This window comes from Synechococcus sp. CCY9202, from assembly GCF_034931685.1.
Classification (GTDB): domain Bacteria; phylum Cyanobacteriota; class Cyanobacteriia; order PCC-6307; family Cyanobiaceae; genus CBW1002.
In genome coordinates this window covers 1-14,503 of record NZ_JAYGID010000034.1, presented here as the reverse complement: position 1 = coordinate 14,503, position 14,503 = coordinate 1, and the positions used below count along the sequence as shown (strand labels likewise).

The 14,503-nt window shown below is 68.6% G+C and carries 12 protein-coding genes, 1 tRNA gene and 1 pseudogene; 6 read left to right on the top strand and 8 right to left on the bottom strand.

The features are described 5' to 3' along the window. The first annotated feature begins 232 nt into the window (after nucleotides 1–232). Entirely contained in the window at nucleotides 233–1,015 is a 783-nt protein-coding gene (tatC, locus tag VB777_RS05445) for a twin-arginine translocase subunit TatC (RefSeq protein ID WP_231598273.1), read from the top strand. A 78-nt stretch (nucleotides 1,016–1,093) separates the two neighbouring features. Here the strand turns inward: tatC and VB777_RS05440 are convergent, their stop codons facing one another. Then, nucleotides 1,094–1,441, bottom strand: coding sequence for a DUF3067 family protein (locus tag VB777_RS05440; protein WP_231597754.1), 348 nt, complete (start codon nucleotides 1,439–1,441; stop codon nucleotides 1,094–1,096). Nucleotides 1,442–1,574: 133 nt separating this feature from the next. On the opposite strand from VB777_RS05440, the gene petC reads away from it, so the two are divergent. The 4 genes from petC to cobM are packed head-to-tail and all read left to right on the top strand — an operon-like array spanning nucleotide 1,575 to nucleotide 4,709. Beyond that, a complete protein-coding gene (petC, locus tag VB777_RS05435) occupies nucleotides 1,575–2,111 on the top strand; it encodes a cytochrome b6-f complex iron-sulfur subunit (RefSeq protein WP_197153915.1) in 537 nt (178 codons plus the stop codon). Between the two features lie 44 nt (nucleotides 2,112–2,155). Continuing rightward, a complete protein-coding gene (gene petA / locus VB777_RS05430) occupies nucleotides 2,156–3,088 on the top strand; it encodes a cytochrome f (RefSeq protein WP_322757470.1) in 933 nt (310 codons plus the stop codon). An 11-nt stretch (nucleotides 3,089–3,099) separates the two neighbouring features. Continuing rightward, nucleotides 3,100–3,948, top strand: coding sequence for a prolipoprotein diacylglyceryl transferase (lgt, locus tag VB777_RS05425; RefSeq protein WP_197159134.1), 849 nt, complete (start codon nucleotides 3,100–3,102; stop codon nucleotides 3,946–3,948). Beyond that, a complete protein-coding gene (cobM, locus tag VB777_RS05420; protein WP_197153913.1) occupies nucleotides 3,945–4,709 on the top strand; it encodes a precorrin-4 C(11)-methyltransferase in 765 nt (254 codons plus the stop codon). Before lgt ends, cobM begins: the two co-directional genes overlap by 4 nt. Before the next feature lie 4 nt (nucleotides 4,710–4,713). Here the strand turns inward: cobM and VB777_RS05415 are convergent, their stop codons facing one another. Continuing rightward, on the bottom strand, nucleotides 4,714–6,240 hold the full coding sequence (locus VB777_RS05415; RefSeq protein ID WP_323247562.1) for an FAD-dependent oxidoreductase: 1,527 nt from the start codon (nucleotides 6,238–6,240) through the stop codon (nucleotides 4,714–4,716). Between the two features lie 165 nt (nucleotides 6,241–6,405). Here VB777_RS05415 and VB777_RS05410 point away from each other — a divergent pair. Beyond that, nucleotides 6,406–6,477, top strand: a tRNA-Val gene (locus VB777_RS05410). Nucleotides 6,478–6,595: 118 nt separating this feature from the next. Here the strand turns inward: VB777_RS05410 and hypE are convergent. The 6 genes and pseudogenes from hypE to VB777_RS05380 form a co-directional block, all read right to left on the bottom strand. Beyond that, complete coding sequence (hypE, locus tag VB777_RS05405; RefSeq protein WP_323247560.1) at nucleotides 6,596–7,597, bottom strand: hydrogenase expression/formation protein HypE; 1,002 nt, start codon at nucleotides 7,595–7,597, stop codon at nucleotides 6,596–6,598. Between the two features lie 5 nt (nucleotides 7,598–7,602). Further along, nucleotides 7,603–8,754: a hydrogenase formation protein HypD gene (gene hypD, locus VB777_RS05400; protein ID WP_323247558.1), complete on the bottom strand. Its 1,152-nt coding sequence runs from the start codon at nucleotides 8,752–8,754 to the stop codon at nucleotides 7,603–7,605. Next, nucleotides 8,751–9,782, bottom strand: coding sequence for a dihydroorotate dehydrogenase-like protein (locus VB777_RS05395; protein ID WP_323247556.1), 1,032 nt, complete (start codon nucleotides 9,780–9,782; stop codon nucleotides 8,751–8,753). Before VB777_RS05395 ends, hypD begins: the two co-directional genes overlap by 4 nt. Then, a complete protein-coding gene (nifJ, locus tag VB777_RS05390; RefSeq protein WP_323247554.1) occupies nucleotides 9,779–13,609 on the bottom strand; it encodes a pyruvate:ferredoxin (flavodoxin) oxidoreductase in 3,831 nt (1,276 codons plus the stop codon). The genes VB777_RS05395 and nifJ overlap by 4 nt, the downstream gene beginning before the upstream one ends. Further along, nucleotides 13,606–13,794: a HypC/HybG/HupF family hydrogenase formation chaperone gene (locus VB777_RS05385; RefSeq protein WP_416238071.1), complete on the bottom strand. Its 189-nt coding sequence runs from the start codon at nucleotides 13,792–13,794 to the stop codon at nucleotides 13,606–13,608. Before VB777_RS05385 ends, nifJ begins: the two co-directional genes overlap by 4 nt. Further along, nucleotides 13,772–14,503: pseudogene (locus VB777_RS05380) on the bottom strand (hypothetical protein); the annotation flags it as partial. The pseudogene VB777_RS05380 and the gene VB777_RS05385, both read right to left, overlap by 23 nt.

Sequence of the window (14,503 nt, the reverse complement as noted above, 5' to 3'; positions counted from 1 at the left end):
GGGGCGAGCCCGCCCGGGCGGCCGCCTGGCTCGCGCAGCGGGCAGCGGACAGCGACGCCCCAGAGGGCGAGCCCACGGCCGATCCCCCTAGCCTGGCTCGGGAGCCTGGACCATGAGCGACACCGACACCCCCACCACGGCACCGGAAACACCCTCCGGTTCACCCGTTGGTACAGGACCACCAGCGCCGATTCGCATCCCTGCCGCGTCGAGCGCCCTCTCCGATCAGGGGATGGCCGACAGCGGTGCTGAGACCGGGTCTGTTGACGGGGCTGATGCCTTTCCAGGGGAAGTGGAGATGACCCTGATGGAGCATCTCGACGAGCTGCGCAACCGCGTTCTGCGCAGCCTGCTGGCGGTGGCGATTGCGGCGGCGGGCTGCCTGGTGGTGGTGCGTCCGTTGGTCAGGTTGCTGGAGGTTCCGGCGCAGGGCATCCGCTTCCTGCAGCTGGCGCCGGGAGAGTTTCTGTTCGTCTCCCTGAAGGTGGCGGGCTACGCCGGCCTCAGCCTGGCCCTTCCCTATGTGCTCTACGAGATTCTCGGGTTCGTGCTGCCTGGCCTGACCCGGCGGGAACGGCAACTGGTGGCCCCGGCGGTGGCGGGATCGGCGGTCTTGTTCGTCGCCGGTCTCGCCTTTGCCTGGTGGGCCCTGGTGCCAGCCGCACTGCGCTTCCTGGTGAACTACGGCGCGGATGTGGTCGAGCCGCTCTGGTCGATCGAGCGCTATCTGGACTTTGTCCTGTTGCTGATGGTGGCCACAGCCCTGGCCTTCCAGTTGCCGGTGCTGCAGCTGCTGCTGGGCGCCCTCGGCCTGATCCGGGCCAAGGTGATGCTGGCGGGCTGGCGCTGGGTGCTGCTGGTCGCGGCCATTGCCGGAGCCGTGCTGACGCCGTCCACGGATCCGTTCACAATGCTGCTGCTCAGCGGCGCGATCACAGCCCTCTACCTGGTCGGTGTGGCCCTGGTGGCCCTGGCTGAGCGGGTGCGGCCTGCCGCTCCGGCTGCAACTGGCTGAGGCCACGGGCCAGTGCCTCTGGATCGATTCCTCTGACTGCTGCCACGTGCCGCTGCCGCTGCAGCAACGGCTCATCGCTCAGAGCAGGAATTCGCTGGCCCGTGCGGGCGGGAGTTCCAGGGCCAGATGCATCGCCTTGCCGAGGCGGGGGCGATCGCCGGTGCTGCTGAGCCAGCTGCGAACCTGCTCGGCCACTCCCATGCCGTTCAGGGCGCCCACCAGCTCCTCGATCCGATCGGCATACTCCTCGGCGCTGAGCGGAAACGACTGCTGCTCGAGATAGGCCCACATCACCTGCAGGTAGAGACGGCCGCGTCGCTGCACCAGTTGGAGGTCGTAGGAGGCTTGCCAGCGGCGCCGCAGAATCCCCACCACTTCCTCAACGGAGAGGGGGCCTTGGCGGCCGGCGGCGCCGGATTCGGACACAGGTGCAGCGCGAACTCCACGACAGCATGTTGCAGCCAGCCTGGCCTGGCCCCCCCGGTGGCGGACGTGCCGGGCTGGGCAAGGTTCATAATGGGCGCCACGTTGCCTCGGTCCCGACGACCGTCAGCCCCGCATGACCCAGATGCCTGCGAGCGATGTGCCCGGAATGGGTCGTCGGCAGTTCATGAACCTGCTCACCTTCGGTTCGCTCACCGGGGTGGCTCTCGGGGCTCTCTATCCGGTGGTGAACTATTTCATCCCTCCCCGGGCCGCTGGCAGTGGTGGCGGCACCACGGCCAAGGATGAGCTCGGCAACACCGTGACGGCCACGGGCTGGCTGGACACCCACAAGGAGGGAGATCGAAGCCTGGTGCAAGGCCTCAAGGGCGATCCCACCTATCTGATCGTTGAAGGTGCCGACGCGATCGGCAGCTACGGCATCAACGCGATCTGCACCCACCTCGGCTGCGTGGTGCCCTGGAACAGCGGCGCCAATAAGTTCATGTGCCCCTGCCACGGCAGCCAGTACGACGCCACCGGCAAGGTGGTGCGCGGTCCGGCGCCCCTGTCCCTGGCCCTGGCGAACGTGTCGGTCGAGAACGACACCGTGTTCCTCAGCCAGTGGACCGACACCGATTTCCGCACGGGTGAGAAGCCCTGGTGGGTCTGAGCCGCATCCCTTTCCTCTCCGCCCGTCCAGCCGCCCTCTCTCCCATGCGCCGCCTCGTTTCCCTTCTGCTCGGCTCTGTCCTGGCCTGCGGTGTGCTCATCAGCGCCGCAGCCCCCAGCTGGGCCTATCCCTTCTGGGCCCAGCAGAACTACGCCAGCCCCCGCGAAGCCACGGGCAAGCTGGTCTGTGCCAACTGCCATCTCGCCAAGAAGGCCACCCGGATTGAGGTGCCTCAGGCGGTGATGCCGGACACCGTCTTCAAGGCGGTGGTCGAGATCCCGTACGACACTGCAGTGCAGCAGGTCTCCGGTGATGGCAGCCCCGCCGGGCTCAACGTGGGTGCCGTGGTGATGCTGCCGGATGGTTTCACCCTGGCGCCTCAGGATCGTCTGACCGAGGAACTGAAGGAAGAAACGGCCGGCATTTACTACACCCAGTACAGCGACGACCAGCCCAACATCCTGCTGGTGGGTCCATTGCCTGGTGATCAGCATCAGGAGATCGTCTTCCCGATCCTCTCGCCCGATCCTGCTGCTGACAGCAGCATTCACTTCGGCAAGTATTCGATCCACGTGGGTGGCAATCGCGGTCGCGGCCAGGTCTATCCCACCGGTGAGAAGTCGAACAACACGGTCTATACGGCCTCCGTGGCTGGCCAGGTGAGCGCCATCACCCCGGCCGATGGTGGCGGCACTGTGGTGGAGATCACCACCGCCGATGGCACCACCGTGAGCGACACCGTGCCCGCCGGCCCCAGCCTGATCGTGGCGGTGGGTGATGCGGTCGAAGCCGGTGCCCCGATCTCCAACGACCCGAATGTGGGCGGCTTCGGTCAGATCGATACCGAGATCGTGCTGCAGGATCCCGTGCGCATCTATGGCCTGCTCGCCTTCTTCGCCTCAGTGGCCCTGGCCCAGATCATGCTGGTGCTGAAGAAGCGCCAGATTGAGAAGGTGCAGGCCGCCGAAGGCGTCTGATGCCCTTTGCCCTGTTCACGTCTCCTGGGCCCCTGGTCTTCCAGCTGGGCCCTTTTGCGCTGCGCTGGTATGGCCTGCTGATCGCCCTGGCGGTGCTGGTGGGCCTGCTGCTCTCCAGCCGGCTGGCCCGCAGACGCGGCATTGATCCCAGCCTCGTGGCCGACCTGCTGCCCCTGCTCGTGCTCGGGGCGGTGCTGGGGGCCCGCCTCTATTACGTGAGCCTGGAGTGGCGCCAGTTTCAGGACAACCCCCTGGAAGCCCTGGCGATCTGGCGTGGTGGCATCGCCATCCACGGTGCCCTGATCGGCGGTGTTCTCACCACGATCCTCTTCTGCCGCTGGCGGGCGCTGCCTTTCTGGAGCCTGCTCGATGTGCTGGTGCCTTCGGTGGCCCTGGGCCAGGCGATCGGACGCTGGGGCAACTTCTTCAATTCCGAAGCCTTCGGCCTGCCCACCGACCTTCCCTGGAAGCTCTACATCCCCCTGGCCCATCGTCCGGTGGAATTTCTGGAGCGCACCGGCTTTCATCCCACCTTTCTCTATGAATCCATCTGGAATCTGGGGGTCTGTGCGCTGCTGCTCCTGCTCTTCCGCAGCGGCAGCCGCGGTCGCATCGCCCTCCCGGCTGGCGCCCTGAGCTGCATCTACCTGATGGCCTACAGCAGCGGCCGCATCTGGATCGAAGGGCTGCGCCTCGATCCGCTCTGCCTGTTCTCTCAGCCCCCCTTCTGCAGCGGTGGTCTGCGCATGGCCCAGCTGATGAGCCTGCTGCTGATCGCTCTGGGCGGCCTCGGCCTCTGGTGGCTCTACGGTCGCCACAGATCCCTGCCCGATCCTTCCGGCGTGTCGTCCCAGCCATGAGTGAACATCCGGTGTGGATCGTCGGTGCCGGACCCGGTGCCCCTGATCTGCTCACCCTGCGGGCGGCCCGGCTGCTCGAGCAGGCCGACGTGCTGGTCTGGACCGATTCCCTGGTCAATCCCCAGATCGCGGCCCTGGCCCCCGCGACCTGCGAACGGATCCGGACCAGCACCCTCACGCTTGAAGAGGTGATGGAGGTGGTGCTCGATCGAGCCCGCCAGGGCCGACGGGTGGTTCGCCTCCACGATGGTGATCCCTGCCTCTATGGGGCCCTGGCCGAACAGATCTGTCGCCTCGCCGACGCCGACATCGGTGTGGAGGTGGTGCCTGGCCTCAGTGCCTACCAGGCCACTGCTTCGGCTCTTCAGAGCGAACTCACGATTCCGGGCCTGGTTCAGACGATCGTGCTCAGCCGCGCCGGTGGGCGCACGGGGGTGCCGGAGCGCGAGAGCCTGGAACGGCTCGCAGCACTGCGGGCCTCCCTCTGCCTTTATCTGAGTGCTCGCCATGTGGAGGAGGTGCAGGCGGAGCTGTTGCGCCACTATCCGGCCGACACCCCCGTGGCGATCGGCTATCGGGTGAGCTGGCCGGATCAGTGGCTCACGGTGGTGCCCCTGGAGCGCATGGCGGCCGTGAGCCGGGAGAAGGAGCTGATCCGCACCACCCTCTATGTGGTGAGTCCGGCCCTCAAGGCACCGGCCGAAGCGCGTTCGAAGCTCTATTCCGCCAGCCACAACCACCTGTTCCGCGGCGGCGCCTGAATCGTCAGCTGGCGATCGGCTGCTGGGGGGCGAGCTCGGCAACTCCTGCGGTGGCCTCGCCATACAACTCCTGGGCCAGTTGGCTGCGGACACAGCTGCAACCCAGCCGCGCCACGATCGCTTCGAGGTCGATGGCGGCATTGCCGAGGCAGCAGGTGCCACCCGGTGAGGGCGTCACGTTGAACACAAGCCCGGGGATCGGTTCGAGCCGCGCCTCACCGAGCATCAGGCGGCGCTCCTGCTTGTTGATCAGCTGGGGTCTGACGCCGCCGTAGCCCTCGGCGAAGCTGAGATCCTGCAGCTGCATGCCCGGCACGATCTTGCGGGCATCGGCCAGGAACAGGCGCCGCCGCAGCCAGGGCACTTCGAAGAGCAGGTTCTTGAGGATGTAGTTGCGGATATCGGTGATCTTCAGCAGCTGCCAGAACACGGCCAGCACCGCCCAGTCGAGCCGCAGCACCTGCAGGAACTCCCAGAAGGAGGCGGGCTTGTAGCGCTCCAGCAGGGGCAGGAGCAGGGCTGTGGGGCCGAAGCGTGTCTTGCCGGGTGCCCGCACGTCCGGGTCGCCGTGGATGGCGGCGAAGGGCAGTTTGTCGTTCTGCACGGTGTAGACCTTGCCGCGCAGCAGATCCGGCGTGAAGTAGAAGCTGCCGGCCACTGGCAGGCAGGAGTACTCGAGCCCAAAGCCCATGCGCTGCGCCATCAGCAGGCTATGGGCCCCGGCATTCACCACCACATGCCGGGCCACGATCTCCTGCACCACCTCTGGACCCGCCACCTGGCGTGCCGATGCTGAAGCTGCTCCGGCCCCAGGTATGACCCGCAGCCGAACCCGGAAGCCCTCCCCCTCCGGCTCGATCGCCTCCACCGTGGTGCCCAGGCGGAGATCGAGGTGGCGGTCGCTGCCGCTGACCGCCTGCTGAGCCTGCTGCACAAACGACTCGGAGAGCGCCTCGTAATCCACCGCCGTGTAGGTGCGGCGAATGCCGATCGCCCCCAGGGGCTCAGGCCTGAGCTGGCCGTTCACCCGGGCCACCTGGGGCTCCCATTCAGCGATCTGCTCCTTCTCCAGCCATTCCATGGCCGGGAAATGGGGCGCAAAACGCTCGAACCGCTCCCTCAGAAAAGAGCATTCCTGCTCCCCCACGCCAAGCACCATCTTCGGGGTGCGGAAGACGCAGCGCTCGCGCGTGGCCGGATCCAGCAGGTCGGCGTAGTGAACGATCATCTCGGCCGTGCGCTTCACCCGCACAGCCTTCTCGAGGGTGTAGTTGGTCTCGATGTCACCGCAGTGGATCGTCTGGCTGTTGTTGGTGGCGCGCGAATTCACCTGGGCCAGGCGGCCATAGCGTTCCACCAGGGTCACGTGGTTGAGATCGGTGTAGCGGGCCAGCTCGAACAGCAGCGCCGTGCCGCACACACCACCGCCCACGATCAGCACATCCGTGTGCGCTGCCCCCTGCTGACCCGTTCCCACCATTGCTGCCGGTTGTTCGATCAGTGCCTGGCCTCCATGGTCGCCGATCACCACGCAGGGGTGGGGCTTGCCCGGAACCGAAGCCTGGACGGGTTGTTCGGCCGCCGTGGCAGGACGGGTGATGGTTTAAGCTCCGTTCAAGGCAGCGGTTTCCGCAGCCGCCGGGATGATGGACCATCATTCGGTTGGCCTGAGTTCAGACTCAGAACCAGACAAAAAGGGCGATTAGCACAGCGGTAGCGCACTTCCTTCACACGGAAGGGGTCACTGGTTCGAATCCAGTATCGCCCATTTTATGGATTCACTCAGCATCCCTTGGCTGGTTGATTTCAGAATCAGCTGGCAGGTTTTCATGTCATTGGGCGACACTTTTTCAGTCCATTGTGCGGCACTTTCTCCGGCCGGGCGATCAGCAGATTCTGGGTAGCAGTTCTCCGCTCAGCGGTCTGAGCACGCGGCTGCTGCCGTAGGCGGTACGCAGCAGCACGGGGGCCTCCCCCCGCTCGGGCAGTACCGAGCCGATCCAGCCGCCGCCCCAGGTCTCCAGCAGGGGGGCCACCCGATCAATGCTCTCCGCAGGCACCACGGCCAGGAAGCGTCCCTCATTGGCCAGGTGCAGGGGCTCGAAGCCCAGCAGGTCGCAGCAGCGGGCCACCGGCTCGATCACCGGGAGCTGCTCCTCCTCGATCTGCAGCGTCAGCCCGGCCGCCAGCGCCAGCTCCTGCAGGGCGCTGGCCAGACCACCGCGAGTGAGATCCCGCAGGCAGTGGATCCCCACACCCCGCTGCAGCAGCTGCTGCACCAACGGCCAGAGGGGAGCGCAGTCGCTCAGCACCGGAGGATCGAGCTGCAGCCCATGGCGGGCGGCGAGGATCGCCACCCCGTGCCGGCCCAGATCCCCACTGACCAGCAGCTGATCCCCGGCGGCAATCCGGGAGGGATGGATTGCCTGCGGCGCCTCCACCACGCCGATGCCGCTGGTGTTGATGAACAGGCCGTCCGCCTTACCCCGCTCCACCACCTTGGTGTCGCCGGTCACGATCGTGAGGCCGCAGGCACGGGAGGCGGCCACCATCGAGCCCACGACACGCCGCAACAGGCTGAGTGGCAGCCCCTCTTCGAGAATCAATGCCACGCTCAGGTGCAGCGGACGGGCCCCGGCCATGGCGAGGTCGTTGGCGGTGCCGGTGATCGCCAGGGAGCCGATGTCGCCGCCGGGAAACTCCAGCGGCTGCACCACGTAGCTGTCGGTGGTGAAGGCGAGCTGCCCCGGGGGAAAGGTCAGGCTGGCGGCGTCGTGCAGCAGCTGCTGCGGATCGGCGTAGAGGCGCCGCAGCTCCTGGTCGATCAGCTGCTGCATCAGGGTGCCGCCACCCCCATGGGCCAGCCGGATCCGGGCGTTCTCCTCCATCCGGCTCAGTTGGGGCGGTAGCGGTGGTAGGCGGCGCAGGCCCCTTCACTCGACACCATCGGGGCACCCAGGGGATGTTCCGGGGTGCAGCTGCTGCCGAAGGCGGGGCAGTCGCAGGGGCGCCGCACCCCGCGCAGGATCTGGCCGGCGATGCAGACCGGTGGGTGCTGCGGCTCCTGCGACTCCTGCGGCTGCTGCGCCGCCGCAGGCTGGGGCTGCTCGAGCAGCTGCGGCCGGTGATGGCCCACCTCCAGGGCGGCATAGGCCGGGCGCAGGGCCAGTCCGCCGGCCGGGATCACCCCCAGGCCGCGCCAGGGCTGATCCACCACCTCAAACACCGCCTCGATCAGCTGCTGGGCCTCGGGATTGCCCCCTTCCTGCACCACTCGCCCGTAGGCGTTGGCCACGGCGCTCTCGCCGGCCTCCAGCAGCTGGACGCAGCGCAGGATGCCGGCCATCAGCTCCACGGGTTCGAAGCCGCTGATCACCACCGGCACCCCCTGCCGCTGCACCAGCCCCTGCAGCTCCGCCGTGCCCATCACCGCCCCCACGTGGCCCGCCGCCAGAAAGCCCTGCACCTGGTTGTCGGGTCCGCTCAGGATCGCCTCCATGGCCGGAACCACACGCACATGGGCCGGCAGCAGGGCCAGATTGGCCAGCTTCAGGGCCGTGGCCTGGCGCGCCAGCAGGGCCGTGGCCGGGGCGGTGGTCTCGAACCCCACCGCCAGGAACACCACCAGTCGATCGGGATGGGACTGGGCCAGAGCGATGGCCTGCAGGGGGCTGGTGAGCAGGCGCACGTCACCGCCGGCGGCCCGCACACCCAGCAGATCATCACCACTGCGGCTGCCGGGAACGCGCAGCATGTCTCCGTAGGAGCAGAGGATCACCTCCGGCTGGCGCGCCAGATCCAGGGCTGCATCCAGGGTGGCCGCGGGGGTGACACAGACCGGGCAGCCCGGACCGTGGATCAGGCGGATCCCTTCGGGCAGCAACTGATCCAGGCCCCAGCGCACGATGGCGTGGGTCTGGCCGCCGCACACTTCCATCAGGGTCCAGGGCCGGGTCGCGGTGGCCGCCAGTTGCGCGGCCAGGCGCTCCACCGCAGCCGCGGAGCGGGCGTACCGCCTGTCGGCTGCCGGAACGGTCGTGCTCACCAGGGCCCCGGTGCCGCAGCGGCCGCGGCCGGGCGGAAGGTCTGCACCGCCAGCATGTAGTGAGCTCGCTCGAATTCGCTGGGGTTGGGGCAACGGCTCTGGCTCATGCAACCGATCAGCTCGCGCACGGAGAAATGGTCGTGCTCCGCCAGCCACTGGCGCAGCTCCTCCTCCAACCCGGACAGGCGCTGGGGGCCATGGCGCAGCAGCGCCCCCACCACCTGGGTGACGCAGGCGCCCGCCATCAGCAGGCGCACCGCATCGGTGCCGCGGTGTACCCCGCCGCTGCCGGCCAGATCGAGCGGTTCATGGCCGTGCAGCAGGGCGATCCAGCGCATCGGCAGGCGGAGATCGTGGGGGGTGGAGAGCAGCAGGTTGGGGCGCACCTCCAGGGTCTCGATGTCGATGTCGGGCTGATAGAAGCGGTTGAACAGCACCAGGCCATCGGCGCCGGCCTCGCGCAGGCGCCGCACCATCGCGGCCAGATTGGTGAAGAAGGGGCTCAGCTTCACGGCCAGCGGCAGGCCCACCTCGGCGCGCACTTCCCGCACGATTTCCTCCACTTCGGCTTCGATGGCGGCGCTGGAGAGGAGCGGATCGGTGGGCAGGGCATAGATGTTCAGCTCGATCGCCGCCGCCCCCGCCGCCTCCATCCGCCGGGCGGTCTCCACCCAGCGGCCGGGGTGGGTGCCATTGAGGCTGGCGATCACCGGAATCGACAGATGCTGACGGGCCCAGTCGAGATGACGCAGATAGAGAGCATCACCGTCATGGCTGATCGCCGCTTCCGGCACATAGCTCAGTGCTTCGCCGTAGCTGTCGCTGCCCAGCAGCAGGTGGCGGTGCAGATCGAGCTGCTGCTGTTCGATCTCCTCCTGGAAGAGGGAGTGCAACACGATCGCGCCGGCTCCGGCCCGTTCCAGGGCCAGCAACACGTCCGGATCTTCGCTGAGGGGGCGGGCCGCCCCCACCACCAGGGGGCTGCGCAGCTCCAGGCCGAGATAGGTGGTGGACAGGTCGGGGCTCATGGCTGCACCTCCGGCTCAGTTGTGGCCACGCCGGCCAGGCTTCGATAGAGCTCCCAGCGCTGATCGACATGGGCCTGGGCCTGCCGTGCCAGTTGCCGTGCCCGCTCCGGCTGGCTGTAGCTGAGCATGCGGAAGCGGTTTTCAGAGGCCATCACCTCAGCCAGGGGCCGCCGGGGGCTGGGGCTGTCGAGCTGAAGGGGCGTCTCACCCCGCTCGCTGCGGCGGGGGTCGTAGCGGTAGAGCAGCCAGCGCCCCGCCTCCACCAAGGCGCGCTGGTGCGCCATGCCCTGGGCCATGTCGATGCCGTGGGCGATGCAGTGGGAATAGGCGATCAGCAGTGAGGGACCGGGATAGCTCTCGGCCTCGAGGAAGGCCCGGATCGTGTGCTCATCGCGGGCCCCCATCGCCACGCTGGCCACGTAGACGTTGCCGTAGGTCATCGCCATCAGGCCCAGATCCTTCTTGGGGGAGGCCTTGCCACCGGCGGCGAACTTGGCCACCGCACCGGTGGGGGTGGCCTTCGACATCTGCCCACCGGTGTTCGAGTACACCTCCGTGTCCAGCACGAGCACGTTCACGTCGCGGCCGCTGGCCAGCACGTGATCCAGACCGCCGAAGCCGATGTCGTAGGCCCAGCCGTCGCCCCCCACCAGCCAGACGCTGCGCTTCACCAGGGCATCGGCCAGATCGAGCAGGCGACGGGCGCGCTCCTCACCGGGGAGGCGCTCGAGGCGGTGCTGCAGATGGCGCCGCAACTCCTGCACCCGTTGGCGCTGGGCCTCGATGCCGGCCTCATCGCTCTGGTCGGCCTCGCGCAGGGATTCGGCCAACGCTGGCGGCACCAGCCCCTCCAGGAGGTCCAGGGCCATGCGGCGTTGCTGGTCGATCGCCACCCGCATGCCGAAGCCGAATTCGGCGTTGTCTTCGAACAGGGAGTTGCTCCAGGCCGGACCACGCCCGGCGGCATTGGCGCTCCAGGGGGTCGTGGGCAGGTTGCCGCCATAGATCGAGGAGCAGCCCGTGGCGTTGGCCACCACCATGCGATCGCCGAACAGCTGGGTGGCGAGCTTGAGGTAGGGGGTCTCGCCGCAGCCGGCGCAGGCCCCGGAGAATTCGAACAGGGGCTGCTGCAGCTGCTGCTGGCCGATCTTGTGGAGGTTGAGGCCGTCCCGCGGCACCTCGGGCAGGGAGAGGAAGAAGTCCCAGTGCTGGCGCGCCTGCTGCCGCAGGGGCCGCTGCGGCGCCATGTTGATCGCCTTGCGCCTGGGCTCGCTGCGGTCGCGAGCCGGGCACACCGCCACGCAGAGGGCGCAGCCGGTGCAGTCTTCCGCGCCCACCTGGATCGTGAAGGCCTGCTCAGCGAAGGCATGGTCGCGGGCCGGGGCCTGGCGGAAGCCTGCCGGAGCCGCGGCCAGGGCCTCGGGCGCCACCACCTTGGCGCGGATCACCGCATGGGGACACACCATCACGCACTTGCCGCACTGCACGCAGAGATCGCTCTCCCAGACCGGCACCTCGGCGGCGATGTTGCGCTTCTCCCAGCGGGCCGTGCCCACGGGCCAGGTGCCGTCGCAGGGGAGGGCGCTCACCGGCAGGGTGTCCCCCTGGCGCTCCAGCATCGGCGCGATCACCTGGCGCACGAAATCAGGTGCTGCAGCGAGGCGCTCCACCAGGGACGGGGTGTCCGCCATGGCCTGGCCCGCCGCCCCGACGGCTAGGGCGGCGTCAGGTTGCGCATCACTGGCTTCGGCGTCAAAGCCTTGCCAGTCGAGCGGCAGCAGGTGATCGAGCGCCGCGTCCAGGGCGCGCAGGTTCATCGTCACTACCGCCTCCCCCTTGCGGCCATAGGACTTGTGGATGGCGGCGCGGATCCGTTCGATCGCGGCCTCCCTGGGCAGCACTCCGCTCAGGGCGAAGAAGCAGGCCTGCATCACGGTGTTGATGTGGCCGCCCATGCCCGCCTCCTGCGCCACCCGATCGGCCGCGATCACCCAGACCCGCAACCCCTGCCGCCGGATCGGCCGCCGCAGGGAGTCCGGCAGGCGCCGCCAGGTCTCCTGCGGATCGAATGGACTGTTCAGCAGGACGGTGCCACCGGCCTCGATGCCCTCCAGCAGGGCGAAGCGACCGACGAAATCCCACTGGTGACAGGCCACCAGGGTGGGGCGCTGGATCAGGTAGGTGGAGCGGATCGGCCGCGGCCCGAAGCGCAGGTGCGAGACCGTGACGGAGCCGGATTTCTTGGAGTCGTAGACGAAATAGCCCTGAGCGAACAGATCGGTGCTCTCGCCGATGATCTTGATCGTGCTCTTGTTGGCGCCCACCGTTCCATCGGAGCCGAGGCCGTAGAACACGGCCCGCACCTCCCGGCTTGTTGTTTCTCGGCCTGAGGTGTGACGGTCGGCTGTCTCGCTGCTGGCCCTGTCGCTGGTGCCTTCGCAGACGAACTCCGGATCGATCGGCAGGGAGCGGTGGGTCAGGTCATCGGTGATGCCCACCGTGAAATGGTTCAGGACAGCTGCGGTTCGATCAACGGTGGTTCGATCAATGGTGGTTGGATCAACGGTCGGCGCAGCCGCTCCCCCGGCCGCAGAGACGCCTGGAGTGGTCGCCAGCCCTGTGCCTCCTGGCAGCAACCGGGCCAGATGGTCGACCACGGCCTTCACCATCGCTGGCGTGAATTCTTTGGAAGACAGTCCGTAGCGGCCGCCCAGCACCCGAGGCGCCGGCCGATCGGGATGGAGCAGTGGCCAGGCTTCGGCCAGGGCGGCCAGCACATCGAGGTAGAGCGGCTCGCCGCTGGCGCCCGGATCCTTGCAGCGATCCAGCACCGCCACGGCCTTCACCGTGGCCGGCAGCGCGGCCACGAAGGTGTCCGCCGCGAAGGGTCGGAACAGGCGCACCTTGACCAGCCCCACCCCGCCGGCCGCAGGGTCTGAGCGGTTGAGCCACTCCAGCGTTTCGTGGGCCGTTTCGCAGCCCGATCCCATCAGCACCAGGACGCGCTTCGCATCGGCAGGCCCCACATACTCAAAGGGCGCATACCGGCGTCCACTGAGGGCCGCGAACCGGTCCATCGCCTCGGCCACCAGCTGCGGGGCGGCGTCGTAGAAGCGGTTCACCGATTCGCGTGCCTGGAAATACACGTCCGGGTTCTGGCTGGTGCCGCGGATCACCGGATGGTCGGGGCTGAGGGCCCGGGCCCGGTGCTCGGCGATGGCGTCGTCGGGAATCAGCTGCCGCAGCAGGGCATCGTCGATCGGGGTGATCTTCTGAATCTCATGGGAGGTGCGGAAGCCGTCGAACACATGCAGGAACGGCAGGCGGCTGCGCAGGCTGGCGCGGGCGGCGATGGCGGCGAAGTCGCCGGCTTCCTGCACCGAGGCGGAGCAGAGGATGGCGCAGCCGCTGCCGCGGGTGGCCATCACATCGCTGTGGTCGCCGAAGATCGACAGGCCCTGCGCCGCCAGGGAGCGGGCGGCAACGTGCAGCACCACCGGCGTCAGCTCCCCCGCCAGCTTGTAGAGGTTGGGGATCATCAGCAACAGCCCCTGCGACGCCGTGAACGTGGTGGTGAGCGCGCCGGCCTGCAGGGCCCCATGCACCGCCCCGGCCGCTCCCGCCTCGCTCTGCAGTTCCACCACCGTGGGCACCGCACCCCAGAGGTTGGGACGCTTCTCATTCGCCCAGGTGTCGGCCCATTCGCCCATCGGTGAGGCCGGCGTGATCGGATAAATGGCGATCACCTCGTTGAGCCGGTAGGCCACCCGTGCCACCGCCTCGTTGCCATCCACGGTGATCCTGGTGGCGACTGGGGTCTGGGTCATGGCTCCTCGTCCTCCGCAACGATGCTCAGGGCCAGCCCCACATGCACCAGCACCTGATCGCCGACCCGGGCCTGGGGCAGGCAGGCCAGGCTCACGGCCTGACGCACCCCGCCGAAATCCACCTCCGCCACCCGCCAGAGCGGATCGCCGCCGCGGGAGAGATCAGGGGGCGCCGCCGGCTCCACCGCAGGCGGCTGGTGGGTGATCGAGAGGATGCGACCAGGCAGGGCCAGGCACATGGGCGTTCTGCACGCGGTGGGGCGGCTTCGATTCCGTTGTAGCCATGGCGCAGGAAAGGGCCCAGAGCTGACCCAGAGCCAGGCCACCGTCGTTGCTGGGCAGGAGTTCTGCGCTGAAGGGCTCCAGGCCTGCGGCCCGCAGGCCGGTGCGGCACCCCTCCAGCAGCAGGCGGTTCTGGAAGCATCCACCCGCCAGCACGACCCGCTGGCAGCCCCAGCCGGGTGCGGCCGCCTCCGCCATCGCCACCAACCCCGCGATCACGGCCCGATGGAATCGGGCGGCCTGGACGGCGCCTGCCCCAGGGCAGGCCTGGAGCGGCAGCTCCTTCAACAGGGCCTCGAGCAGCGGCTGCCAGTCGAGCCAGCCGAGCGGCAGGCCCGCCGCCTGCGGGGCCGGTCGCAGCGGCAGGGGATAGGCCGGCTGTACGGCGCCGGGGTCTTCCTCCCGTAGTTCCGAGGCCCGGCCCTGCAGCTGCAGGCCGCCCTGCCCCTCGTAGCTGAGCACCTGGCAGAGGTCGAGCAGGGAGGCCACCGCATCGAAGAGGCGGCCGAGGCTGGAGCAGCGCGGGCTGTTGCAGCCGCCGGCGATCGCCTGCACCAACAGGTGCCAGTCCGCCGCCGTGAAGGCCGCCCGGCAGGCCGCGCCGCCGCTGTG

Excerpts from the sequence above, each read along its gene's own strand:
- tatC (WP_231598273.1), top strand. The coding sequence starts at position 233 with ATGGCCGACAGCGGTGCTGAGACCGGGTCTGTTGACGGGGCTGATGCC.
- petC (WP_197153915.1), top strand. The coding sequence starts at position 1,575 with ATGACCCAGATGCCTGCGAGCGATGTGCCCGGAATGGGTCGTCGGCAG.
- petA (WP_322757470.1), top strand. The coding sequence starts at position 2,156 with ATGCGCCGCCTCGTTTCCCTTCTGCTCGGCTCTGTCCTGGCCTGCGGT.
- cobM (WP_197153913.1), top strand. The coding sequence starts at position 3,945 with ATGAGTGAACATCCGGTGTGGATCGTCGGTGCCGGACCCGGTGCCCCT.
- hypE (WP_323247560.1), bottom strand. The coding sequence starts at position 7,597 with ATGGAGGAGAACGCCCGGATCCGGCTGGCCCATGGGGGTGGCGGCACC.
- VB777_RS05395 (WP_323247556.1), bottom strand. The coding sequence starts at position 9,782 with ATGAGCCCCGACCTGTCCACCACCTATCTCGGCCTGGAGCTGCGCAGC.
- nifJ (WP_323247554.1), bottom strand. The coding sequence starts at position 13,609 with ATGACCCAGACCCCAGTCGCCACCAGGATCACCGTGGATGGCAACGAG.